The following is a 24,766-nucleotide window of genomic DNA, read 5'->3' on the forward strand; positions in this document are numbered from 1 at the left end:
TTTGTTACTTCGCTGCGACTGTTTCTCGCAGTGCGCGTTTTTCCTCTGCGCTGAGGAAAGCCATTTCCAGACCATTAATCTGCGCCTGGCGGATTTGCTCGCGAGATAAACCTGCAGCGGGCGCGGCAACGGTATATTCGTGAATGATATCGACGCCCTGAACACCCGGGTCGTCGGTGTTAATACTGGCGCAGATACCATGCTCAAGGAACGTTTTCAGCGGATGTGCCGCCAGAGATGCCACGGTACTGGTCTGAATATTGGAGGTCAGGCAGGATTCTATGCCAATTTGTTGCTCGGCGAGGAAATCCATCAGCGCCCGATCTTCAATGGCTTTTACGCCATGCCCAATGCGTTCAGCTCCCAGCTCACGAATGGCTTGCCAGATACTTTCTGCCCCGGCAGCTTCGCCTGCATGGACGGTAATATGCCAGCCTGCATCACGCGCGTGGTTGAAGTGAGAGAGGAACAAACTCCCCGGAAAACCAAGTTCATCACCGGCTAAATCCAGTGCGGTAATCTGATCACGGTGGGCTAAAAATGCCTCCAGCTCTTGCTGGCAGGCAGCTTCGCCAAAGGTCCGGCTCATAATGCCGATAAGTTTCGCCTGCACACCAAAGGTGCGGCAACCGTCACGTACGCCGTCAATAACGGCTTCGACAACGCCCGCAACAGGCAACTGATGCGTCATTGCCATATAACCTGGCGAAAAACGCAGTTCGACATAGTGCAGGCCGTTTCGGGCAGCATCTTCAATATTTTCAAACGCCACGCGACGGCATGCGTCGAGCGAGGCGAGAACTTTAACGCCCCAGTCAAGCTTAGTCAGAAAACTCACCAGATCGGGTTCGTTGGCAATGACCTGAACGTGTGGAATTAGCGTTTCCAGGGATTGTGCAGGTAGCGAGATATTATACTGGCGGCCAAGTTCAAGGATGGTCTGGGGACGAATGTTGCCATCAAGGTGGCGATGGATATCAGTTAATGGCAGGGTGGTATCAATCATGGTCGCACTCTTTTTCTGGATATAAAAGTGCGCACCATTATAAAAACAAAGCAGGGTAAAAATCTACGATTGCGCAACGATTATTTGCGTTGCGCAATCGCAATTAGCGTACAGCTCGGATGGCGTTAATTAATCCAGCGACACCTTTTTCCAGTTTAGAACGTGGGCATCCGGCATTGAGCCGAACAAAGCCACGGCCTTCTTCACCGTAGGTATATCCTGGCATGATTGCCACTTTTTCTTGTTCAATCAGGGCTTTTTGCAACGCGTTGTCATCAATGTTCAACGGACGTAAATCAAGCCATGCGAGATAAGTGGATTGGGGAATCTGCCAGTTGAGTTCAGGGAACGCGGCGTTCATCGTCTCTGCGATATACGTCAGGTTATCTTTCAGATAGACGCGTAAGGCATCAAGCCATGGCGCGCCTTGCTGATAGGCGGCGATATGGGCGGTTAACGCCAGTACCGCAGGGGAAGAAAGCCCATCACGGCTTTTCAGGGCCGATAAATACGCTTCACGGCTGTCGTTATTTTCAATAATCCCGTAAGCCCCGGTCAGAGCCGGAATATTGAAACTTTTCGAACCAGAAGTCAGTAGCGCCCAGTCGCCGCGAGCTACATTGCTCCAGGGAATATGCGGTTGCTCGCCCCATACCATATCCATATGGATTTCATCGGAGATAACGCGCACACCATAGCGTTCGCACAGGTCAGCCATTGTTTCCAGTTCATCGCAAGTCCAGACTTTACCGGTAGGATTCTGAGGGCTACACAGGAGCATAATTTTACACTCCGGTTTCGCCAACACGGCTTCCAGTTTACCCATATCGCAAAACCAACCATCAACCCGCTTCTCTAAAGCAACGGGCATCACGGTGCGCTGATTACCTTCAATGGCTTTGTAAAATGCGTCGTAGGCCGGGGTATGGATCACCACACCTTCACCGACGGCGGACCACTGACGAATCAGCTCCGACACCATATAGATAACGGAAGGACCATATACCACCGACTGCGTATCAATGGCGGTGTAATGCTGTGTGGAAAACCAGTGGGCGATAGCCGCGAGAAATTCATCGTTTTTCCAGCGACTGTAGCCAAATACGCCGTGCATCAGGCGCTGGTTCAGCGCCTCGATAATGCAGGGAGCGGTGGCAAAATCCATGTCTGAAATCGTGAACGGTAACAGGTCAGCAGTGCCGAAACGGTCAGCGACATAATCCCACTGTGTGCACCATGTGCCATGACGATCCACGACCTTCGAAAAATCGAACATATCTTATCCTTATGCCTGAACAGTACGCATCAGACCGGCCATTTCATCTTTGACTGACTGAACTTGCGGCCCGATAACAACCTGCAGGTTATGTTGATTAAGTTGTACTACGCCAATTGCCCGATTGTCCTTCAGTGCCTGCACATTAACAAGGGACATATCTTTCACTGACAAACGCAGACGAGTAATGCAGTTATCGAGGCTGACAATATTGTCGGCACCGCCTAAGGCTTCGAGGATTGCCGGAACGTTGTAACCTGATTTACCAGGCGTACCGGCAACGGCTTTTTCGATTGAGCTGGCAATTTCGCTATCGCGGCCAGGGGTTTTCAAATTGAAGCGGGTGATAGCGAAACGGAAGATGACGTAGTAAACAACAAACCAGATTGCCGCCACCACTGGCACCATGTACCACTTGGTTGACAGTCCATGCAGAATACCGAACACCACAAAGTCGATGATATTGCCGTCGGTATTACCGATGGTGACACCGAGCACAGACATGACGGTGAAGCCGAGGCCGGTTAACAGCGCGTGGATGACATACAGAACTGGCGCTACGAACAGGAACAGGAATTCCAGCGGTTCGGTAGTGCCGCCAACGACACAGGCGATCAGGCCAGAAATCAGCAGGCCTTTAATTTTATGGCGATTTTCCGGGCGCGCACAGTGATACATCGCTAACGCTGCGCCTGGCAGACCACCGAGGAATGCAGGCATTTTGCCCTGCGAGAGGAAACGCGTGGCGCTTTCAGAAAAACCGTGAGTGGTCGGGCAACTCAATTGCGCCTGGAAGATGGTTAGTGCGCCGCTGACGGTTTGACCGCAGACTTCCTGCGTGCCGCCTGCGTCGGTAAAGCGAATTAATGCCACCAGAATGTGATGCAGACCAAATGGTAACAGCAGACGCTCACCCGTACCAAACAGCATAGGTCCGAAATCACCCGCGCTGTTAATCATATGGCCTAATCCACTAATGCCCATGGCGAAGATCGGCCAGACCAATGGAATCACCAGACCGACAAGGCCCATCACCAGCGAGGAGATGATTGGTACGAAGCGCGTACCGCCGAAGAATGCCAGCGCATCCGGCAGGCGGATATTATGGAAACGCTCATGCAGCATCCAGACGATAATACCGGCGATAACTGCACCGAGGATCCCGGTGTCGATCGACTGGATCCCAAGAATGCTTTGAATGTTATTGGCTTTCAGCACGGCAGCATCGGTGGTCGGCAGAATGCCTTTATTGGTCAACCAGAAGTTCACTGCCAGGTTCATCACTGCGTAACCAACAAAACCAGCGAACGCCGCGACGCCTTTGTTTTCGCGCGCCAGACCCAGCGGAATGGCGATACAGAACATCACTGGCAGGAAACTAAACGCAAACGAACCAACCTTACTCATCCAGGTAAAGATGGCCTGCAGCACAGGGTTACCCAATGCCGGGATCAGTGTGATGACATCGTGACTACTAAGGGAACTGCCAATCCCCAACATAATGCCGCAGAACGACAGTAATGCGACAGGCAACATAAAGGTTTTGCCTAGCTGCTGGAAGAATTCCCACAGTGTGACTTTTGGTGCTGCTTTCGCCGTCATAAAACGACTCCTCGTAGAGAACAATCTGGATTCAGTAAATTGCGCGAGAAGATAAAACGTTTTATCAAATTTTAGTGAGGCATAAATCACATTACGCAACGATAATAGCGGGTATAAGATAAATAAAAGGTAAAACGTTTTATCTGTCACAAAATCAGGGAGTAGGTCATCTGCATGGCTACCGCCAAAAAAATCACCATTCATGATGTTGCGCTGGCTGCGGGCGTGTCGGTCAGTACCGTTTCGCTGGTGCTTAGTGGCAAAGGGCGAATCTCTACCGCCACAGGAGAACGTGTTAACGCCGCCATTGAAGAACTGGGGTTTGTGCGCAATCGCCAGGCGTCGGCACTACGCGGCGGGCAGAGTGGTGTGGTTGGCTTAATTGTGCGTGACTTGTCTGCGCCGTTTTACGCTGAATTAACAGCCGGGCTGACGGAGGCACTGGAAGCGCAGGGGCGAATGGTTTTTTTGCTCCACGGCGGTAAAGACGGTGAGCAACTGACCCAGCGCTTTTCACTGCTACTGAACCAGGGCGTCGATGGCGTCGTCATTGCCGGTGCGGCGGGTAGCAGTGATGACCTGCGGCGCATGGCAGAAGAAAAAGGTATCCCGGTGATTTTCGCTTCCCGAGCCAGTTATCTTGATGATGTTGATACTGTTCGCCCGGATAACATGCAGGCAGCGCAGTTATTGACGGAGCATCTCATTCGCAATGGACACCAGCGTATTGCCTGGCTGGGAGGGCAAAGTTCCTCTTTAACCCGGGCGGAACGAGTGGGTGGCTATTGTGCGACACTATTAAAATTCAGCCTGCCGTTTCACAGTGATTGGGTACTGGAGTGTGCCTCGAGTCAGAAGCAAGCTGCGGAAGCCATTACGGCGCTTTTGCGTCATAACCCGACCATCAGCGCCGTGGTTTGTTACAACGAAACCATTGCAATGGGGGCATGGTTTGGCTTGCTGAAAGCTGGACGACAAAGTGGTGAAAGTGGCGTCGATCGTTACTTTGAACAACAGGTTTCACTGGCGGCATTTACCGATGCGACGCCAACTGCACTTGATGATATACCCGTTACCTGGGCCAGCACGCCTGCGCGGGAACTTGGTACGACACTTGCGGATCGCATGATGCAAAAAATCACCCATGAAGAGACGCATTCACGTAATCTTATTATTCCCGCCCGGCTCATTGCGGCGAAATAATCCTCTCTTTATCTGCTATACCTGGTAGTGTCCTTTCCTCAAGGTTAATGATAAAAAATGTGGCACACAGGCGGTGCCTTTTATTTTTACTGAAGTTCACAGGAGGTTTATGTGTTTAATTCTGACAACCTGAGACTCGACGGAAAATGCGCCATCATCACAGGTGCGGGTGCAGGTATTGGTAAAGAAATCGCCATTACGTTCGCGACAGCTGGCGCATCTGTAGTGGTCAGTGATATTAACGCCGATGCAGCTAATCATGTTGTAGATGAAATTCAACAGTTGGGTGGGCAGGCATTTGCCTGGCGCTGTGATATTACTTCCGAACAGGAGTTATCTGCTCTGGCAGACTTTGCCATCAGTAAGCTGGGCAAAGTTGATATTCTGGTTAACAATGCTGGTGGTGGTGGTCCTAAACCGTTTGATATGCCAATGGCGGATTTCCGCCGCGCTTATGAACTGAATGTGTTTTCTTTTTTCCGTCTGTCACAACTCATTGCGCCTGAAATGGAAAAAAATGGCGGAGGCGTTATTTTGACCATCACATCTATGGCGGCAGAAAATAAAAATAAAAACATGACCTCCTATGCGTCATCTAAAGCGGCGGCCAGCCATCTGGTCAGGAATATGGCGTTTGACCTGGGTGAAAAAAATATTCGGGTGAATGGCATAGCGCCTGGGGCAATATTAACTGATGCCCTGAAATCCGTTATTACACCAGAAATTGAACAGAAAATGTTGCAGCACACGCCAATCAGGCGTCTGGGCCAACCGCAAGATATTGCCAACGCGGCGCTATTCCTCTGTTCACCAGCTGCCAGCTGGATAAGCGGGCAAATACTCACCGTCTCCGGCGGTGGGGTACAGGAACTTAATTAATACGCTAACAGGTCGGTAAACAACCGAGTGAGTGTTGTTTACCGACACCGCTTGTCGAGTAGGGAAAACCTCCGCCAGATAACTGGTAGCCAAATTCTGCCTGCTGGTTGACCAATTATCGTGCAAATAGTAAACGAAACGGGTATTCCTTCGCACAATTCAACTGCAATGATAGGCGCTCACCGGACAACGCGGTAAACTAGTTATTCATGCTAACTATATTGGTTTAACGATGGATAACATGCAAACTGAAGCACAACCGACACGGACCCGGATCCTCAATGCTGCCAGAGAGATTTTTTCAGAAAATGGATTTCACAGTGCCTCAATGAAAGCCATCTGTAAATCCTGCGCTATCAGTCCCGGGACGCTTTATCACCACTTCATTTCGAAAGAAGCCTTGATTCAGGCGATTATTCTCCAGGACCAGGAGAGGGCGTTGGCCCGCTTCCGGGAACCGATTGAAGGGATCCATTTCGTTGACTATATGGTCGAGTCGATAGTCTCCCTCACCCATGAAGCCTTTGGACAACGAGCGCTGGTGGTCGAAATTATGGCAGAAGGGATGCGCAATCCACAGGTTGCCACCATGCTTAAGAATAAACATCTGACCATCACGGAATGTATTGCCCAGCGCATGAGGGATGCCCAGCAAAAAGGCGAGATAAGCCCTGACATTAACACGGCAATGACCTCTCGTTTACTGCTGGATCTGACCTATGGCGTGCTTGCCGATATCGAAGCGGAAGACCTGGCGCGAGAAGCGTTATTTGCCCAGGGGCTACGTGCGATGATTGGCGGTATCTTGACCGCATCCTGATCCTCACTTTCCGCGGGCCGGTGAAGAGAGTGCCCGCGTTCAATGCCTCAACACTGCTGAACAAAAAGCGTTCTCCCCTGGTCGAAAAATCCCACTAAAACATTCGTCGAAACCATATGTCATGGGAATTTATCGTTTTATAAGCAATCGAACGAGCGTTCGATTGCTTATTTTGTGTCTTCTGTCAACGCTGTTTTAAAGATTAATGCGATCCATATCACGCTGTGGGTATTGCAGTTTTTGGTTTTTTGATCGCGGTGTCAGTTCTTTTTATTTCCATTTCTCTTCCATGGGTTTCTCACAGATAACTGTGTTCAACACAGAATTGGTCAACTAATCAGATTAAAGGTTGACCAGTATTTTTATCTTAATGAGGAGTCCCTTATGTTACGTCCTGTAGAAACCCCAACTCGTGAAATCAAAAAACTCGACGGCCTGTGGGCATTCAGCCTGGATCGGGAAAACTGTGGAATCTCTCAGCGTTGGTGGGAAAGCGCATTACAAGAAAGCCGGGCAATTGCTGTGCCGGGCAGTTTTAACGATCAGTTCGCCGATGCAGATATTCGTAATTATGTGGGCAACGTCTGGTATCAGCGCGAAGTCTTTATACCGAAAGGTTGGACGGGGCAGCGTATCGTCCTGCGTTTCGATGCGGTCACTCATTACGGCAAAGTGTGGGTAAATAATCAGGAAGTGATGGAGCATCAGGGCGGCTATACGCCGTTTGAAGCCGATGTCACGCCGTATGTTATTGCCGGGAAAAGTGTACGTGTTACCGTTTGTGTGAACAACGAACTGAACTGGCAGACTATCCCGCCGGGAATGGTGATTACCGACGAAAACAGCAAGAAAAAGCAGTCTTACTTTCATGATTTCTTTAACTACGCCGGGATCCATCGCAGCGTAATGCTCTACACCACACCGAACACCTGGGTGGGCGATATCACCGTGGTGACGCATGTCGCGCAAGACTGTAATCACGCGTCTATTGACTGGCAGGTGGTGGCAAATGGTGATGTCAGCGTTGAACTGCGTGATGCAGATCAACAGGTTGTTGCAACTGGACAAGGTACCAGCGGGACTTTGCAAGTGGTGAATCCGCACCTCTGGCAACCGGGTGAAGGTTATCTCTATGAACTGTGCGTCACAGCCAAAAGCCAGACAGAGTGTGATATCTACCCGCTGCGCGTCGGCATCCGGTCAGTGGCAGTGAAGGGCGAACAGTTCCTGATCAACCACAAACCGTTCTACTTCACTGGTTTTGGTCGTCATGAAGATGCTGATTTACGCGGTAAAGGATTCGATAACGTGCTGATGGTGCACGATCACGCATTGATGGACTGGATTGGTGCCAACTCTTACCGTACCTCGCATTACCCTTACGCTGAAGAGATGCTCGACTGGGCTGATGAAAATGGCATTGTGGTGATTGATGAAACTGCTGCCGTCGGCTTTAACCTCTCTTTAGGCATTGGATTTGAAGCGGGTAACAAGCCAAAAGAACTCTACAGCGAAGAGGCCGTCAACGGGGAAACTCAGCAGGTGCACTTACAGGCGATTAAAGAGCTGATTGCGCGTGACAAAAACCACCCCAGCGTGGTGATGTGGAGTATTGCCAACGAACCGGATACCCGTCCGCAAGGTGCACGGGAATATTTCGCACCACTGGCGGAAGTAACGCGTAAACTCGACCCGACGCGACCGATCACCTGCGTCAATGTAATGTTCTGCGACGCTCACACCGATACCATCAGCGATCTCTTTGATGTGCTGTGCCTGAATCGTTATTACGGTTGGTATGTCCAAAGCGGCGATTTGGAAACGGCAGAGAAGGTACTGGAAAAAGAACTGCTTGCCTGGCAAGAGAAACTGCATCAGCCGATTATCATCACCGAATACGGCGTAGATACGTTAGCGGGTCTGCACTCGATGTACACCGACATGTGGAGTGAAGAGTATCAGTGTGCATGGCTGGATATGTATCACCGCGTCTTTGATCGCGTCAGCGCCGTCGTCGGTGAACAGGTATGGAACTTCGCTGATTTTGCGACCTCGCAGGGCATTATGCGCGTTGGCGGCAACAAGAAAGGGATCTTCACCCGCGACCGCAAACCGAAATCGGCGGCTTTCCTGCTGCAAAAACGCTGGACTGGCATGAATTTCGGTGAAAAACCGCAGCAGGGAGGCAAACAATGAATCAACAACTCTCCTGGCGCACCATCGTCGGCTACAGCCTCGGTGACGTCGCCAATAACTTCGCCTTCGCAATGGGGGCGCTCTTCCTGTTGAGTTACTACACCGACGTCGCAGGCGTCGGTGCCGCTGCGGCGGGCACTATGCTGTTACTGGTGCGGGTATTCGATGCCTTTGCCGACGTCCTGGCCGGGCGAGTAGTGGACAGTGTGAATACCCGCTGGGGAAAATTCCGCCCATTTTTACTCTTCGGCACAGCGCCGTTAATGATCTTCAGCGTGCTGGTATTCTGGGTGCCGACCGACTGGAGCCATAGCAGCAAAGTGGTGTATGCATATTTGACCTACATGGGCCTCGGGCTTTGCTACAGCCTGGTGAATATTCCTTATGGTTCACTTGCTACCGCGATGACCCAACAACCACAATCCCGCGCCCGTCTGGGCGCGGCTCGCGGGATTGCCGCTTCATTGACCTTTGTCTGCCTGGCATTTCTGATAGGACCGAGCATTAAGAACTCCAGCCCGGAGGAGATGGTGTCGGTATACCATTTCTGGACGATTGTGCTGGCGATGGCCGGAATGGTGCTTTACTTCATCTGCTTTAAATCGACGCGCGAGAATGTGGTACGCATCGTGGCACAGCCGTCATTGAAGATCAGTCTGCAAACGCTGAAACGGAATCGTCCGCTGTTTATGTTGTGCATCGGAGCGCTGTGTGTGCTGATTTCGACCTTCGCTGTTAGCGCCTCGTTGTTGTTCTATGTGCGCTATGTGTTGAATGATACCGGCTTGTTCACCGTACTGGTGCTGGTGCAAAACCTGGTCGGTACCGTGGCATCGGCACCGCTGGTGCCGGGGATGGTCGCCAGAATCGGTAAAAAGAACACCTTCCTGATTGGCGCGCTGCTGGGAACCTGTGGTTATCTGCTGTTCTTCTGGGTTTCCGTCTGGTCACTGCCGGTGGCGTTGGTTGCGTTGGCCATCGCTTCAATTGGTCAGGGCGTTACCATGACCGTGATGTGGGCGCTGGAAGCTGATACCGTAGAATACGGTGAATACCTGACCGGCGTGCGAATTGAAGGGCTCACCTATTCACTATTCTCATTTACCCGTAAATGCGGTCAGGCAATCGGAGGTTCAATTCCTGCCTTTATTTTGGGGTTAAGCGGATATATTGCCAATCAGGTGCAAACACCGGAAGTTATTATGGGGATCCGCACATCAATTGCCTTAGTACCCTGCGGGTTTATGCTACTGGCATTTATAATAATCTGGTTTTATCCGCTCACGGATAAAAAATTCAAAGAAATCGTAGTTGAAATTGATAATCGCAAACAAATGCAGCAGCAATTAATCAGCGATATCACTAATTAATATTCCATAAAAATAATCAGAACATCAAAGGTGCAACTATGAGAATAATAGTGGCCATGGCCGTTATTTCCCTGACGGCTGCCTCTGGCCTTACCACTGCTTACGCGGCGCAACTGGCTGACGATGAATCAGGACTACGCATCAGACTGAAAAATGAATTGCGCAGGGCCGACAAGCCCAGTGCTGGCGCGGGAAGAGACATTTACGCATGGGTACAGGGAGGATTACTCGATTTTAATAGTGGCTATTATTCTAATATTATTGGTGTCGAAGGTGGGGCGTATTATGTTTATAAATTAGGTGCTCGTGCTGATATGAGTACCCGGTGGTATCTTGATGGTGATAAAAGTTTTGGCTTTGCCCTGGGGGCAGTAAAAATAAAACCCAGTGAAAATAGCCTGCTTAAATTAGGTCGCTTCGGAACAGATTATAGTTATGGCAGCTTACCTTATCGTATTCCGTTAATTGCTGGCAGTTCGCAACGGACATTGCCGACTGTTTCCGAAGGGGCGTTAGGTTACTGGGCTTTAACGCCAAATATTGAATTGTGGGGAATGTGGCGTTCACGAGTATTTTTATGGACCGATTCAACAACCGGTATTCGTGATGAAGGGGTTTATAACAGCCAGACGGGAAAATACGATAAACATCGCGCACGTTCTTTTTTAGCCGCCAGTTGGCATGATGATACCAGTCGCTATTCTCTGGGGGCATCGGTACAGAAAGATGTTTCCAATCAGATACAAAGTATTCTCGAGAAAAGCATACCGCTCGACCCGAATTATACGTTGAAAGGGGAGTTGCTCGGCTTTTATGCGCAACTCGAAGGTTTAAGTCGTAATACCAGCCAGCCCAATGAAACGGCGTTGGTTAGTGGACAATTGACCTGGAGCGCGCCGTGGGGAAGCGTATTTGGCAGTGGCGGTTATCTGCGTCATGCGATGAATGGAGCCGTAGTGGACACCGACATTGGCTATCCCTTTTCATTAAGTCTTGATCGTAACCGCGAAGGAATGCAGTCCTGGCAATTGGGCGTCAATTATCGTTTAACCCCGCAATTTACGCTGACATTTGCACCGATTGTGACCCGCGGCTATGAATCCAGTAAACGAGACGTGCGGATTGAAGGCGCGGGCCTCTTAGGTGGCGTGAACTATCGGGTTAGCGAAGGGCCGCTACAAGGGATGAATTTCTTTCTTGCAGCCGATAAAGGACGGGAAAAGCGCAACGGCAGCGCGTTTGGCGATCGCCTGAATTACTGGGATGTGAAAATGAGCATTCAGTATGACTTTATGCTGAAGTGAGAAAAAACGCCGGAGTGAAAATTCTCCGGCGTTTTGGCCGTGAATTACTGCTGCGGAATTGCCGGTACAGCCGGAACGTTAAGAGCTGGCATCGCAAACATGCCAACAAAATCTTCTAACGACATTTTCTGTCCGTTTAACGTGATCTGACCGTTAGCATACTGCAGGCTGGTGGTGATGGTATTGTCCTGCAAGGTGGTCAGACGGAACATCTGCCCCATTGCTGATGCACCTTCAACTTGCTGTTTCGCCAGTTTTTTCGCTTGATCTTCCTGATATCCTTCCAGCTTCGCTACCTGAGTCATCAGCTCAGTTGCCATATCCACCGGAATGGTCAGTTTCGCATCCAGAGATTTAACCGAGCGGTCTACTTCCTGCGCCAGCGTTTGCGGCGCTTCTTTAGTCGTTGCCGGATCTTTCAGGAACAGCGACAGATTCAGCGCACTTTCACCCTGACTGTTTTTCCAGCTCAGTGGTGCGATAGTAATCACCGGATCGCCTTTCAACATCAGCGGCAGGGCGCTAAAGAAGGCTTCCGTCACTTTCTCCTGATAAAGTTCGGGATTGTTGGCAATTTCTGGCTGTGACAGCAGCGCCTGAGTTTGCGCGTTATATTGCTGGCTAAACTGATGCCAGGCTTCGCCATCAATTTGGCCGACTTTTAAAGTCAGCTTGCCACTGCCCAGATCCTGATTCTGAACCTTCAGGCTATTTAGCGAGTAATCCAGTTGGCTATTGATCGTTTTCCCGTCATTGACCAGATCCGATTTACCGCTGATCTCCATGCCTTCCAGCAATGCCAGCTCTTTGCCTTCCACTGAAATGGTCATTTTTTCCAGCGAGACTTTTTGATTGCCCACGCGTTCACCAAAACTTGCCAGCGAGCTGGAACCGTCAGTTTTCAGATTATTAAAGGTCAACTGCACTTTCTGGTTGTATTCGTTAACCGCATCCACCCGACCGCTTTGTGCTTCCCCTGACAGGGAGATGGCTTTGCCGTCTCTGTCAGCATTTAACTGGAACTCGCCGCCGCTAAAGGCGACTTTTTCATCCTTTTGCTCGTAATTCAGGGGCTTGAGCGAAATATCGGAACTGGAATCACCGCTGTAACCAATGCGGGAGTTAATCTCAAAAGGCGTTTCACCTTTTGCCATATCAAACAGTGGTTTGCTTACTTCATTATTGACCAGCGTGGTTTGAATTGATGCCATCGACGGAATCAGGTTCAGTTTTTTAAGCTGGGCAAGGGGGAAGGGACCATGATCAACCGATTCGTTGAAGATGACGCTCTGACCGCTTTTAATCCACGGATTTTCTTTCCCGGCAATGGGTTTCACCACCAGTTGCAACTGGCTGCTGAATACGCCGCGATGATAGTTTTGATAACTCACTTCCAGGTTGGATTCAGGAGCTGTTAGTTTGAGTTGCGCGTTCGCCTGCGCGACCATGTCTTCGAGATGGGTTTCAATCTTCTTGCCTGTGTACCATGCGCCGCCTGTCCAGACTACGCCGAGCGCAACAATGACGCCTACCGCTACCAGCGATTTATTCATAATGATTATCCATAAAATAAAATCAGGCGGACTGGCCGCCTGAAGGTGTTATAAGCCTTTAATAAGCTTAGCAAGAGATGTTAATTTTTTCAGTAAGCTCTTACAGCTTGTTGTAAACACGGGCTAAACGGCCGTGGCCTTTGACAGTCACCGGTGACTCGTTGGCGGCAATAAACGCTGATTCACCCGGTTTAAGCTGTAACTGCTGAGAACCTTTACACAGCGTTGCATCGCCCTCGACGCAGAACAAAATGGCGGCACTTTGCTGGCTGATGGTGGTTTCTTCATCGCTAAGGTCATGCAGCGAGAAGGCAAAATCATCAACCGGAATCGGGAAGTCCAGCTCTGAGCCTTGTTTCACAGGCTGGGTCAACAACTGGTTGGCCGGTTTGGCTGCAAACTTCACGTTGGCAACCAGCTCTGGAATATCAATGTATTTAGGCGTCAGACCCGCACGCAGCACGTTATCGGAGTTCGCCATCACTTCCAGCGCCACGCCTTGCAGGTAAGCGTGCGGTGTTTCAGCGAACAGGAACATCGCTTCGCCAGGATTCAATTTGACCACATTCAGCAATAGCGGGGAGAACAGACCGCTGTCATCCGGGTAAAATTCAGAAATTAAACGAATCGTTTGCCACGGTTCACCCTGCTGGCTGTCGAGCGCCGATTTTAAAATCGCCAGCGCGCGGGATTTTTCTTCACCCTGCATATTTAACAGGCTGGCAAACAGTTCACTTAAACTTTCGGCATTGGGCTGCTGCAAAAAGTGAGCAATGGCCGGATGTGCGCCCGCGACTGGCTGAAGCAGGGAGACAATGTCGGAAAACTCACGAAATGCGTTCATCGCGAGGAAAGGGGTCAGGGCGAAAACCAGCTCAGGCTTGTGATTAGGATCTTTATAATTACGCTCGGCGGCATTCATCGGAATACCGGCCGCATTTTCTTTGGCAAAACCGATTTCAGAATTGCGTTTGTTCGGATGCACCTGAATGGAGAGCGGCTGGGCTGCGCATAATACTTTGAACAGGAAAGGCAACTCGCCAAAGCGTTTGGCAACGGCATCTCCCAGCAGAGTCGCTTTATCACTCTCAATCACATCACGCAGTGAAACGATATCTCCTGCGGCATTCTGCACCCGTGAACTGCTCTTTGGATGCGCGCCCATCCACAACTCGGCCATCGGCTGGCTGGACGGATTTTCCATGCCATAAAGTTCAGTCAACGCCGTTTTGCTGCCCCAGGCATAGTTTTGCACTGAGTTAATGAGTTTTTGCATGATCAATCCCTGTTTAGATGTGGAAATTAATCCCGCTATTAAAGCAAGAATCCTACGGGAAGTAACCTGGAGCCGCAAAAAGTCGTACTAGTCTCAGTTTTTGTTAAAAAAGTGTGTAGGATATTGTTACTCGCTTTTAACAGGGCAACGGAACACCCGCCCAGAGCATAACCAAACCAGGCAGTAAGTGAGAGAACAATGTCAAACAAACCCTTTCATTATCAGGCTCCTTTCCCACTCAAAAAAGATGATACCGAGTACTACCTGCTGACCAGCGAACATGTCAGCGTATCTGAATTTGAAGGGCAGGAGATTTTGAAAGTTGCACCAGAAGCGTTAACTCTTCTGGCGCGTCAGGCGTTTCATGATGCGTCATTCATGCTGCGTCCGGCCCATCAACAGCAGGTAGCCGATATTTTGCGTGACCCGGAAGCCAGCGAAAACGACAAGTATGTGGCACTGCAATTCCTGCGAAACTCCGATATCGCCGCAAAAGGTGTTCTGCCAACCTGCCAGGACACCGGCACCGCGATTATCGTTGGTAAAAAAGGGCAGCGTGTATGGACCGGTGGTGGCGACGAAGCGGCGCTGGCGCGCGGTGTCTATAACACTTACATCGAAGATAACCTGCGCTACTCGCAAAACGCGCCGCTGGATATGTATAAAGAGGTGAATACCGGCACTAACTTGCCAGCGCAGATCGATCTTTATGCCGTTGATGGCGACGAGTACAAATTCCTCTGTATCGCCAAAGGTGGCGGTTCGGCAAACAAGACGTATCTCTATCAGGAAACCAAAGCGTTACTGACGCCGGGGAAACTGAAAAATTATCTGGTTGAGAAAATGCGCACACTGGGTACGGCGGCGTGTCCTCCGTATCATATTGCGTTCGTTATTGGCGGAACTTCTGCGGAAACTAACCTTAAAACGGTGAAACTGGCTTCCGCTAAATACTATGACGAACTGCCAACGGAAGGGAACGAGCACGGTCAGGCGTTCCGCGATGTGGAACTGGAAAACGAATTGCTGATTGCAGCGCAAAATCTCGGTCTGGGCGCGCAGTTTGGCGGGAAATATTTCGCCCATGACATTCGCGTTATTCGCCTGCCACGCCACGGCGCATCCTGCCCGATTGGTATGGGCGTCTCCTGTTCTGCTGACCGTAATATCAAAGCGAAGATTAACCGTCAGGGGATCTGGATCGAAAAACTGGAACATAATCCTGGCAAATACATCCCTGAAGAACTGCGTAAAGCGGGAGAAGGCGAAGCGGTACGCGTTGACCTTAACCGCCCAATGAAAGAGATCCTCGCACAGTTGTCGCAGTATCCCGTTTCTACACGCTTATCGCTTAACGGCACGATTATCGTCGGTCGTGATATCGCTCATGCCAAACTGAAAGAGCGGATGGATAACGGCGAAGGGCTGCCGCAGTATATTAAAGATCATCCAATTTACTACGCGGGTCCGGCCAAAACGCCGGAAGGTTATGCCTCCGGTTCTCTTGGCCCAACGACTGCCGGACGTATGGATTCTTACGTCGATCAACTGCAAGCGCAGGGCGGCAGCATGATCATGCTGGCGAAAGGTAACCGCAGCCAGCAGGTGACGGATGCCTGTAAAAAACATGGCGGTTTCTATCTCGGCAGTATCGGCGGTCCTGCGGCAGTGCTGGCGCAGGGGAGTATTAAAAGTCTGGAATGTGTTGAATATCCGGAACTGGGAATGGAAGCCATCTGGAAAATCGAAGTGGAAGATTTCCCGGCGTTTATCCTGGTGGATGATAAAGGAAATGACTTCTTCCAGCAGATACAACTCACGCAGTGTAGCCGCTGCGTGAAATAAGCAGAGCCGCCCTTCGGGGCGGCTTTTTTACATGGCACGAAATACCAAACATTTGTTATCAAATAGTAAATAATAAGTGGGCTAAAAGTTGCTTAACGTAAGCAAAGAAGAAAAAAATTAATCAGGTGAGGAGCAGGCCATGAAAACAGTACGCAGCGAAAAAGATTCGATGGGTGCGATCGATGTCCCGGCAGATAAGCTGTGGGGCGCACAAACTCAACGCTCGCTGGAGCATTTCCGCATTTCGACGGAGAAAATGCCAACCTCACTGATTCATGCGCTGGCGCTAACCAAGCGCGCAGCGGCAAAAGTTAATGAAGATTTAGGCTTGCTGTCTGAAGAGAAAGCGAGTGCCATTCGGCAGGCGGCGGATGAAGTGCTGGCGGGACAGCATGACGATGAGTTTCCGCTGGCAATCTGGCAGACCGGTTCCGGCACGCAAAGTAATATGAACATGAACGAAGTGCTGGCCAATCGGGCGAGTGAACTGCTCGGCGGTGTGCGCGGGATGGAACGTAAAGTTCACCCTAACGACGATGTGAACAAAAGCCAGAGTTCCAATGATGTCTTTCCAACAGCAATGCACGTTGCAGCGCTGCTGGCGCTGCGCAAGCAACTCATTCCGCAGCTTAAAACCCTGACACAGACGCTGAGTGAAAAATCCCGCACATTTGCCGATATCGTCAAAATTGGTCGTACCCATTTGCAGGATGCTACGCCGCTGACCCTGGGGCAGGAGATTTCTGGCTGGGTAGCGATGCTGGAGCATAATCTCAAACATATCGAATACAGCCTGCCTCACGTAGCGGAACTGGCTCTGGGCGGTACAGCGGTGGGTACTGGACTAAATACCCATCCGGAATATGCCCGTCGCGTGGCGGACGAGCTTTCGGTCATTACCTGTGCGCCGTTTGTTACTGCACCGAACAAATTTGAAGCACTGGCGACCTGTGATGCGCTGGTTCAGGCGCACGGTGCGTTAAAAGGATTGGCGGCGTCACTGATGAAAATTGCCAATGACGTCCGCTGGCTGGCTTCTGGTCCACGTTGCGGCATTGGCGAAATCTCAATCCCGGAAAACGAGCCGGGCAGTTCAATCATGCCGGGAAAAGTGAACCCAACGCAGTGTGAAGCGTTAACCATGCTTTGCTGCCAGGTGATGGGGAATGACGTGGCAATCAACATCGGCGGCGCTTCTGGTAACTTCGAACTGAACGTCTTCCGTCCGATGGTGATCCACAATTTCCTGCAATCGGTACGCTTGCTGGCAGATGGCATGGAAAGTTTTAACAAACACTGCGCGGTGGGAATAGAGCCGAATCGTGAGCGTATCAACCAATTACTCAATGAATCTCTGATGCTGGTGACCGCGCTAAACACCCATATTGGCTATGACAAAGCTGCGGAGATCGCCAAAAAAGCACACAAAGAAGGGCTGACCTTAAAAGCTGCCGCCCTTGCGCTGGGCTATCTTAGCGAAGCCGAGTTTGATAGCTGGGTACGACCAGAACAGATGGTCGGCAGTATGAAAGCAGGGCGTTAATCTGCAACATACAGGTGCAGCCGTGGAATGATCAAACGAAGCGGCTGTGCCTGCGGTTTAAAACGATGCTGAACATTGTCGGCATCGTAATTTAACAGCTCACCAACGTCTGGCATGCCTGCGCCATTATCCCGATTAATCAGCGCGATAAGCGGTGTCGGGCAGGCGTGCTGAACTTGTTTTTGATCCCCCTTGTACCAGACACGGGCAATTGGCTGAACTTTCACCGGACGTTTGATTTTTAACTTCGCATCCTGTGGCAGGGCGGCAATATCCTGATACTCGCGTTCCAGTTTTCCCTGCCACTCCTCGCGCGTCCACGGTGCAACGCTACGTGGCGATTTCAGGCTCTTTTCCAACTGCGCCAGCACCTCATCACGATGCAAATTTTTAATGATATGTTTATTCGCCCAGCCAAAACGTAAAGTGGCGGGGTCGTGCAGAACGGTGAGCGTGCGATAAGCGTTAAGGGTAATCAGCCCCGGCAAATGACGATGTACCCATTCAAAACGCGCTGCCGTAGGCAGTTCTGACTCAACCGTGACGATATGCTCGAAAGTGGTTTTAAGTTGATTGATGCGCTGTATATGACTTGCCAGCGCCGTTTGTGAAAGGTTATCGACCTGATAGCACAACACGCCAGGCAGACGAACAGCCGCCTTGCTGCTGCGATTTTCGGACTGTTGTTGAATAAACAAATGGCGGAAATGACGCAGTGCCAGCGCCTGCGCTTCTTTCCCGAGATGTTGCTTAACCTCAATGCGATTAAGCGGATTATGCTCATCCTCCTTTTTGACCTCCGGTAACGAGAACACGCGGGCAACCAGCAACTTGTGTTGTTCAAGTTCAGCGGCAAACGCTGCCAGTTCTTGTTCCATCTGGCGAAAAGTCGTATTGAGTCGGTCAACAAGATCGTAACGGGCCATAAAATTACCACTTTAGTTACAACATACTTTATTTATAGCACATTGACGACAACTTAACCACCGTGCGTTTGGTGTCAGGCAGAAGTAAATTGCGGGATGTTGTGCCACAGTGGCCAGCTGAACGAGAAGCGGGCGCCCCCCAGTTCGCTGGTGTCACAATTGACCGTGCCGCCCATTGCCAGAGCGATGGAGTGGACAATCGCCAGCCCCAGCCCACAGCCGCCAGTTGCACGGTCCCGGCTGGGATCGAGGCGAACAAAGGGTTCAAAGATATGCTCGCGATTTTCTGCCGCAATTCCCGGACCATCATCTTCAACAATCAATGTTGCTCTGTTTCCTGCCAGTAGCAGGCTGGTTTCAACGGTTGAATGGCAGTAGCGCAGGGCGTTGTTGAGCAAGTTATCCAGCACGCGCTCCATTAAGCGCATATCCAGTGCCGCGTAATTACCTGGCGTGATCGTTTTTATCCGTACCGTTTTGTCAGGGGTCACGGCCTGAATATCTTGCAGATGTGTTGACAGCCACAACGGCAGGTCTGGTTCGCTAAGATGCAGTTCATTTTGTGGGCGATCGAGCCGGGCATAAGTCAGCAGTTCTTCAATTAAGGCTTCCAGTTGACTGATATCGCGATTTAAGGCCTGGGACTCGGTGGCGTTCAGGTTGTCGCTCATCTCCAGCCGATAACGCAGGCGCACTAATGGTGTTCGCAGTTCATGGGCAATGCCATCAATAAGCTGCTTTTTACTGGCAATCAACGCGTTGATATTGTCCGCCATCTGGTTAAACGCCACGCCAAGTCGTTCAAAGCTTGAACCATCATCAAAGTGAATACGCTCATTGAGATGCCCATCGCCGAATCGTTGCGCCGCCGCTTCCAGTTTTAACATGTCTTTCCAGTGCGGACGCATCCAGATAAACACCGGAAAGGCGAGGGAGATGGCAATAAAGGCGATCAGCACGATATCCAGCAAACGCATTTGATGGAGGAAATAAAGATAAGGAACGGGACCCACGGCGAGAACGTAGTGGCTGCGCGGGATACGCTGTAAAAAGGTGTACTGATCATCCAGAGCAACAATCTCTCCGCCACGCAATCGGTGCATGGCGTTATTATCGAGATGATATTTACTCAGCGGCTCGACGCGCAGATCGAAAGAGAGATTTAAATCCATCTCCTTCAACGTTTTTCCCCAGTCGTGTGGAGGGATCTCGCGTAATTCGCTACGCATCAGATACAGCGAACTGTTCATCAAATCATCCAGCGACTGTTTGCCTGCACGTTCGGCGGTAAATTTGTACACCAGGCCAACCAGTAGAGACATCACCAGAAAGCAGACAAACAGCAAAAGATAAAACTGGATAAACAGTTTTTTCATCGTTTATTCCCACGCATGAGGCGCAAAAAGATAGCCTTTGTTACGCACGGTTTTAATGCGGTAGGGTTCGGCAGCGTTATCGAGCAGTTTTTTTCGTAACCGCGAAATAGCTACATCCACGCTACGATCCAGCCCGTCATAACTGACGCCGCGTAAATTCTTCAGCAGCGCATCGCGGTCCATAATTTGTCCGGCATGGGTGGCTAGTTCCCATAACAATTCAAAATCAGCCGTCGAGAGTGAAATCTCATGGTTAGCAAGTGTCACTACGCGGTTGATGGGGTCGATAGTTAACGTACCGAAATGCAATGGTTTGTAAGGTGTCAGAGACGTTTCCTGAATACCTTTGGTCAGCGTCGCTTGTTCATTCTGACGCAAATGTAAACGTAAACGCGCCAACAGAACAGCGGGGGGCGTTGTTTTGAGAATATAGTCGCAGGCGCCCATTTCCAGCGCCAGAATGTGGTTCATATCGCTATCGAGAGAGGTCAGCAGAACAATCGGCCCGGACCATTTTGTGCGTAAATCGCGGCAGATGGACATTCCGTCTTTGCCAGGCAGCATGATATCAAGCAGCACCAGATCCGGATTTTCCCGCAGAATTGTCTCTTCGGCATGGTCGCCGCGCGGTTCCACGGTAACCTGCATATCATGCTTTGCCAGGTACGCGGCAATCAGTGAACCAACTTCTGTGTCATCTTCCACAAAAACGATAGTGTTCATATTATTCACGGCAGATATAAAAACGTCACAATACACCGCGCTGATTTTACTTACTATCAATCGTTTCTAAACAAGGTTGCATCGGGTATTCTACAGATGACTTGTTATGGAAGTGTTAAGGTAAAACAGTGGGGCTGGTAATCAAAGCCGCGCTTGGTGCGCTGGTGGTGGTGTTGATTGGTGTATTAGCCAAAACGAAAAATTACTATATCGCCGGGCTGATCCCGCTTTTCCCGACTTTTGCGCTCATCGCGCATTATATTGTTGTCAGTGAACGTGGGATTGAAGCCTTACGCGCCACAATCGTTTTCAGTATGTGGTCGATTATTCCCTATTTTGTTTATCTGGCGTCGTTGTGGTATTTCACCGGAATCATGCGCTTGCCCGCTGCTTTTGTGGGTTCTGTTGCGTGCTGGGGGCTAAGCGCATGGGTGCTAATTATTTGCTGGATGAAACTGCATTAACGCAAATGACGACCGCCATCAAGCGGGAAACTGCGTCCGGTTACAAAGCAACTGGTGAGTAAGTAATCGACAAGATCGATAACTTCTTTCTCACCAGGCGCGGTTTTCATCAGTGACTTATTCAGCGCCTGTTGGCGATATTCGGCATCATCATGCTCGTTAAACAGGATCAGCGATGGTGCAATAGAATTCACTTTCACTTCCGGTGCCAGCTTGCGGGCAAATGAACGGGTCATATTATCCAGTGCCGCTTTGCTTGCAGCATAGGCAATATGTTTGTCGCTTCCGCGCTCCACCACATAATCGGTGAAGTGAATGATATCGCTGGCGGCGTGTCCGTGACCGCGCAGTAATCTTTCCAGCGCATGGTTGAGCAGGTAAGGGGTATTAACATGGATCTGCATCATGCAGGCCAGAACATCAGTCAGTGGCATACCTGGTTTTTCTGCCATCCACGCACTGGCGTTATGCAAAATGGCACGCAGGCCGTGGGTGGTTTTTAACACTTCATCGGCAAACGCCATCACGCCGTCGTTCGTTGAAAAATCAGCCTGAATACACTGCGCACCTGCATTAACCAGTCCATCAATGGCAGGATAGTGCGTCCGATAGCTGACAATCACCGGTTGCTTTTGATTAATGAAATGCCAGGCGAGAGCGAGGCCGATACGACGGCCTCCGCCAGTGATTAATATTGGCAAGGGCTGGGTTTTCCCCATCGTTAATCTCCTTTGCAAGCAAACGATGGGACGAAAGTTATCCCACCAGCATCCAGGTGGCCGGAACTGCGGCAATTAACAGCATGCCAATCAGCACCATTTCCTGACGATTCAATACATTATCATGTGTATGCGTTTTACGCGCGTACAGGAAGACCAGTAGCCCTGGCGCATACAAAACGACGGACAACAACAGGTGCATTGGGCCTGAAGCGTATAATAACCATAAGCCATAAATGCAGGCGCCGACACCTACCGCTTTATGCAGTGGACGAGTAGCGATTTTCAACAAGAATGCGCCAACCAGGAAATAGGGCACCAGAATCATCTCTGAGGCGATGGTCAGCAACGTGTTGTAATCAGAGCCGGTCAGCCAGATCAGAACCAGACAAATTTGCACGCAGATGTTGGTCAGCCACAGCGAGGCAGACGGTGCGGCTTGTGCATTCTGGCGCGCAAAAATACGCGGGAATGCCTTATGCGTCGCTGCCAGGAAGGGGACTTCTGCCGCCATAATGGTCCAGCTTAGATACGCGCCACAGACAGAAACGATCAATCCGGCAGCGATGATAATCTCGCCCCACGGCCCCATCATTTTCACCATCAGACCGGCCATAGACGGGTTACGAATCTCAGCCAGTTCAGGACGAGCAACCACCCCCAGCGAAAGCAGCGTGACCAATAAATAAACGCCCAGTGCAGAAAGCACCGCCAGAAGCGTCGCTTTGCCAACATCATGTTTATTCCGCGCCCGTGAAGAAACAACCACCGCACCTTCCACACCAATGAATACCCACAGTGTGATTAGCATGGTGTTTTTCACCTGTTCCCATACCGGCACGCCAAGCGCAAGGCCAGTAAAGTCGAGCTTGAAGGTGTCCAGTTTGAACATCATCATCGCCAGCACAATAAACAAACCAAGCGGCAATAATTTTGCCAATGTCGCCACCAGATTAATGCTGGCGGCGGTTTGTACGCCGCGCAGAATCAAAAAGTGAACAATCCACAACAATGCCGATGCACCGACGATCGATTGCCAGGTGTTACCATCGCCAAACAGGCGTAGTTCCGGCGTATCGGTGAAGAAACTTAATGCGGAAAAGACGATAACCAGATAAGAGACGTTGGCGATAACCGCACATAGCCAGTATCCCCACGCGGAGCAGAAGCCGATTAACTCGCCAAACCCTTCCCGTGCATAGGTAAAAATACCGCCGTCAAGGTCGGGACGAATGCGTGTCAGGATCAGCATGGCAAAGGCCAGCAATAAGATGCCAGCGCCAGTAATACCCCAGCCGATGAGCAGTGCTGCCGGGCTGGCAACCGCCGCCATATTTTGCGGCAGACTGAAAACACCCGCGCCCAGCATTGAGCTTAATACCAGCGCGGTGAGTGCGCTCAGTCCCAGTTTCTTTTCCATCGATATCCAGTGTTTAAAACGTGTTCAGAAGAATAAATATTAGGGCAAAACGCATAAAAATGGTGAATGCCACTAAAGCGCGGGATTTTACGAAGAGAAGTGGCGGCATGCAATGGTTGCGGGAAAATTTGTAGCTAAAAATCTGAAAGGCGGCATAAAGCCGCCTTAATGTGATACTGAATAGTTATTTATTTATACAGGTCTGCACTGATGGTCAGGTTGTTACCACGTTCCTGCCACTGGCGGGTGATGTGGTAATACTTAGCACCTTTCTTCGCGGCACGTTTAGCAACCTGGTAGGAGACTTCGGTCATGTTGCCGTAGTTACCCGAGAACTTAATGCTATCGAACGGAACCATCATTGCTGCGGTCGCTTTGTTCAGTTCTTCTACTTTGGTGCCGTCAGGAAGCGTGACGGTGTAACGTCCGCCTTTTGAGGACTGAGTTTCAAAGAAACGACCAACTTCAGCACTTGGTGATGCAGTGGTGGCAACGCCCGGGATTTCAACTTTCTTCGCGGCTTCGCCACCTGCGGCCAGTGCCGCGCGACCAGCATCAGAATCCGCAGGGATCACATCCGGGCTCTGGACGATGCGTTTTTTAGCATCTTGTTTGTAGATGAACGCAGTAATACGCTGGTTGCCGCCCTGGTTGGCATCTATCTGGCGAACGATGTAGTAAGAGTAGGCACCTTTCGCTTTTGCTGCTTTGGTGATGGCATCGTTCACTTCCGGTTGGCTGCGGAAGAAGCCCTGGACGGTAACGGTGTCATACGGTTCGATCAAAACAGCCTGGTCTTTAGGCAGTTCAATAACGCCATTAAAAACGCGATTCTTATCAGCTTCTGCTTTTTCAGCATCGGCTTTATAAAGATCGGCAACTACACGCCAGTTACCGCTGTTACCGAAATCTGAAGTGTCGACAACATAAAAAGAGGCGGCGCCTTCTTTATCAGCGCGACGGGAAACGGCTTTAACCGCTTCACCAATGGCATTAAAACGACCGGTAACCACTACACGGTCAAAAGGTTTAACCGCTGCCGCTTGCTCCGGTGTCAGTTCTGTTGCTGCGTTAACGGAAAATGCCGTAGCAGAAAGCAGTGCCGACGCCAGGAGGGTGTTCTTAAGCTTCATAAAAATAATCCTTCGCCTTGCGCAAACCAGGTACTGGTATTGTTATTAACGAGAAACGTGGCTGATTATTGCATTTAAAGTGTGTAACTGTCTGCGTGATTTTTTCATATCAGACTTCTTGATTTGATTTTA

General features: G+C 50.4%; 20 protein-coding genes. 9 read left to right on the forward strand and 11 right to left on the reverse strand.

Annotation, left to right across the window (positions count from 1 at the left end):
• Window positions 1-4 precede the first annotated feature (4 nt).
• From add to malX, 3 genes are all read right to left on the reverse strand, one after another.
• Window positions 5-1,006 (reverse strand): adenosine deaminase, encoded by a 1,002-nt coding sequence (gene add / locus FEK42_RS04295; protein ID WP_130209355.1) that lies wholly within the window; start codon window positions 1,004-1,006, stop codon window positions 5-7.
• Window positions 1,007-1,109: 103 nt separating this feature from the next.
• Window positions 1,110-2,282, reverse strand: coding sequence for a bifunctional maltose regulon transcriptional repressor/cystathionine beta-lyase MalY (gene malY / locus FEK42_RS04300; RefSeq protein ID WP_135492669.1), 1,173 nt, complete (start codon window positions 2,280-2,282; stop codon window positions 1,110-1,112).
• 9 nt (window positions 2,283-2,291) lie between these two features.
• The gene (malX, locus tag FEK42_RS04305; RefSeq protein WP_130258952.1) at window positions 2,292-3,884 is read right to left on the reverse strand and encodes a PTS maltose transporter subunit IICB; all 1,593 of its coding nucleotides are present in this window, start codon (window positions 3,882-3,884) and stop codon (window positions 2,292-2,294) included.
• Between the two features lie 174 nt (window positions 3,885-4,058).
• Here malX and malI point away from each other — a divergent pair, with 174 nt between their 5' ends.
• From malI to uidC, 6 genes are all read left to right on the forward strand, one after another.
• Window positions 4,059-5,087, forward strand: a complete 1,029-nt coding sequence (gene malI, locus FEK42_RS04310) for a mal regulon transcriptional regulator MalI (protein WP_130219033.1) — start codon at window positions 4,059-4,061, stop codon at window positions 5,085-5,087.
• Between the two features lie 111 nt (window positions 5,088-5,198).
• Window positions 5,199-5,966, forward strand: a complete 768-nt coding sequence (gene hdhA, locus FEK42_RS04315) for a 7-alpha-hydroxysteroid dehydrogenase (protein ID WP_135489264.1) — start codon at window positions 5,199-5,201, stop codon at window positions 5,964-5,966.
• Between the two features lie 232 nt (window positions 5,967-6,198).
• Window positions 6,199-6,786: a DNA-binding transcriptional regulator UidR gene (gene uidR, locus FEK42_RS04320; protein WP_130209345.1), complete on the forward strand. Its 588-nt coding sequence runs from the start codon at window positions 6,199-6,201 to the stop codon at window positions 6,784-6,786.
• Between the two features lie 384 nt (window positions 6,787-7,170).
• Window positions 7,171-8,982 (forward strand): beta-glucuronidase, encoded by a 1,812-nt coding sequence (gene uidA, locus FEK42_RS04325; RefSeq protein ID WP_135492668.1) that lies wholly within the window; start codon window positions 7,171-7,173, stop codon window positions 8,980-8,982.
• Window positions 8,979-10,352 carry a glucuronide transporter gene (gene uidB, locus FEK42_RS04330; RefSeq protein WP_130260597.1) on the forward strand — a complete coding sequence of 458 codons (1,374 nt, stop codon included), beginning with the start codon at window positions 8,979-8,981 and terminating at the stop codon, window positions 10,350-10,352. Before uidA ends, uidB begins: the two co-directional genes overlap by 4 nt.
• Window positions 10,353-10,390: 38 nt before the next feature.
• Complete coding sequence (gene uidC, locus FEK42_RS04335) at window positions 10,391-11,656, forward strand: glucuronide uptake porin UidC (RefSeq protein WP_135492667.1); 1,266 nt, start codon at window positions 10,391-10,393, stop codon at window positions 11,654-11,656.
• Between the two features lie 44 nt (window positions 11,657-11,700).
• Here uidC and FEK42_RS04340 read toward each other — a convergent pair whose 3' ends face one another.
• Both FEK42_RS04340 and manA read right to left on the reverse strand, forming a co-directional pair.
• Window positions 11,701-13,209, reverse strand: a complete 1,509-nt coding sequence (locus FEK42_RS04340; protein WP_130209337.1) for a YdgA family protein — start codon at window positions 13,207-13,209, stop codon at window positions 11,701-11,703.
• Between the two features lie 100 nt (window positions 13,210-13,309).
• A complete protein-coding gene (manA, locus tag FEK42_RS04345; RefSeq protein ID WP_135492666.1) occupies window positions 13,310-14,485 on the reverse strand; it encodes a mannose-6-phosphate isomerase in 1,176 nt (391 codons plus the stop codon).
• 198 nt (window positions 14,486-14,683) lie between these two features.
• Here manA and fumB point away from each other — a divergent pair, with 198 nt between their 5' ends.
• Both fumB and fumC read left to right on the forward strand, forming a co-directional pair.
• On the forward strand, window positions 14,684-16,330 hold the full coding sequence (fumB, locus tag FEK42_RS04350) for a class I fumarate hydratase (RefSeq protein WP_135492665.1): 1,647 nt from the start codon (window positions 14,684-14,686) through the stop codon (window positions 16,328-16,330).
• Window positions 16,331-16,469: 139 nt separating this feature from the next.
• The gene (gene fumC / locus FEK42_RS04355; RefSeq protein WP_135492664.1) at window positions 16,470-17,873 is read left to right on the forward strand and encodes a class II fumarate hydratase; all 1,404 of its coding nucleotides are present in this window, start codon (window positions 16,470-16,472) and stop codon (window positions 17,871-17,873) included.
• On the opposite strand, the gene tus is transcribed toward fumC, so the two are convergent.
• From tus to rstA, 3 genes are all read right to left on the reverse strand, one after another.
• Window positions 17,870-18,799, reverse strand: coding sequence for a DNA replication terminus site-binding protein (gene tus, locus FEK42_RS04360; protein WP_130219049.1), 930 nt, complete (start codon window positions 18,797-18,799; stop codon window positions 17,870-17,872). The two genes, fumC and tus, sit on opposite strands and share 4 nt — an antisense overlap.
• 74 nt (window positions 18,800-18,873) lie before the next feature.
• A complete protein-coding gene (rstB, locus tag FEK42_RS04365; protein ID WP_135492663.1) occupies window positions 18,874-20,175 on the reverse strand; it encodes a two-component system sensor histidine kinase RstB in 1,302 nt (433 codons plus the stop codon).
• 3 nt (window positions 20,176-20,178) lie between these two features.
• Window positions 20,179-20,898, reverse strand: a complete 720-nt coding sequence (rstA, locus tag FEK42_RS04370) for a two-component system response regulator RstA (protein WP_130258961.1) — start codon at window positions 20,896-20,898, stop codon at window positions 20,179-20,181.
• A 128-nt stretch (window positions 20,899-21,026) separates the two neighbouring features.
• Between rstA and FEK42_RS04375 the strand changes: the two genes are divergently transcribed.
• Window positions 21,027-21,362 (forward strand): GlpM family protein, encoded by a 336-nt coding sequence (locus FEK42_RS04375; protein WP_130209323.1) that lies wholly within the window; start codon window positions 21,027-21,029, stop codon window positions 21,360-21,362.
• Here FEK42_RS04375 and folM read toward each other — a convergent pair.
• The 3 genes from folM to ydgH all read right to left on the reverse strand — a co-directional run bounded on the left by folM (window position 21,359) and on the right by ydgH (window position 24,634).
• Entirely contained in the window at window positions 21,359-22,081 is a 723-nt protein-coding gene (folM, locus tag FEK42_RS04380; protein ID WP_130209321.1) for a dihydromonapterin reductase, read from the reverse strand. The genes FEK42_RS04375 and folM overlap by 4 nt on opposite strands.
• A gap of 37 nt (window positions 22,082-22,118) precedes the next feature.
• A complete protein-coding gene (locus FEK42_RS04385; protein ID WP_130209319.1) occupies window positions 22,119-23,501 on the reverse strand; it encodes an amino acid permease in 1,383 nt (460 codons plus the stop codon).
• Between the two features lie 188 nt (window positions 23,502-23,689).
• Window positions 23,690-24,634: a DUF1471 family protein YdgH gene (gene ydgH / locus FEK42_RS04390; RefSeq protein WP_130209317.1), complete on the reverse strand. Its 945-nt coding sequence runs from the start codon at window positions 24,632-24,634 to the stop codon at window positions 23,690-23,692.
• Window positions 24,635-24,766 lie beyond the last annotated feature (132 nt).

The sequence above is a fragment of the Escherichia sp. E2748 genome, from assembly GCF_005781125.1.
Taxonomy (GTDB): Bacteria; Pseudomonadota; Gammaproteobacteria; order Enterobacterales; family Enterobacteriaceae; genus Escherichia.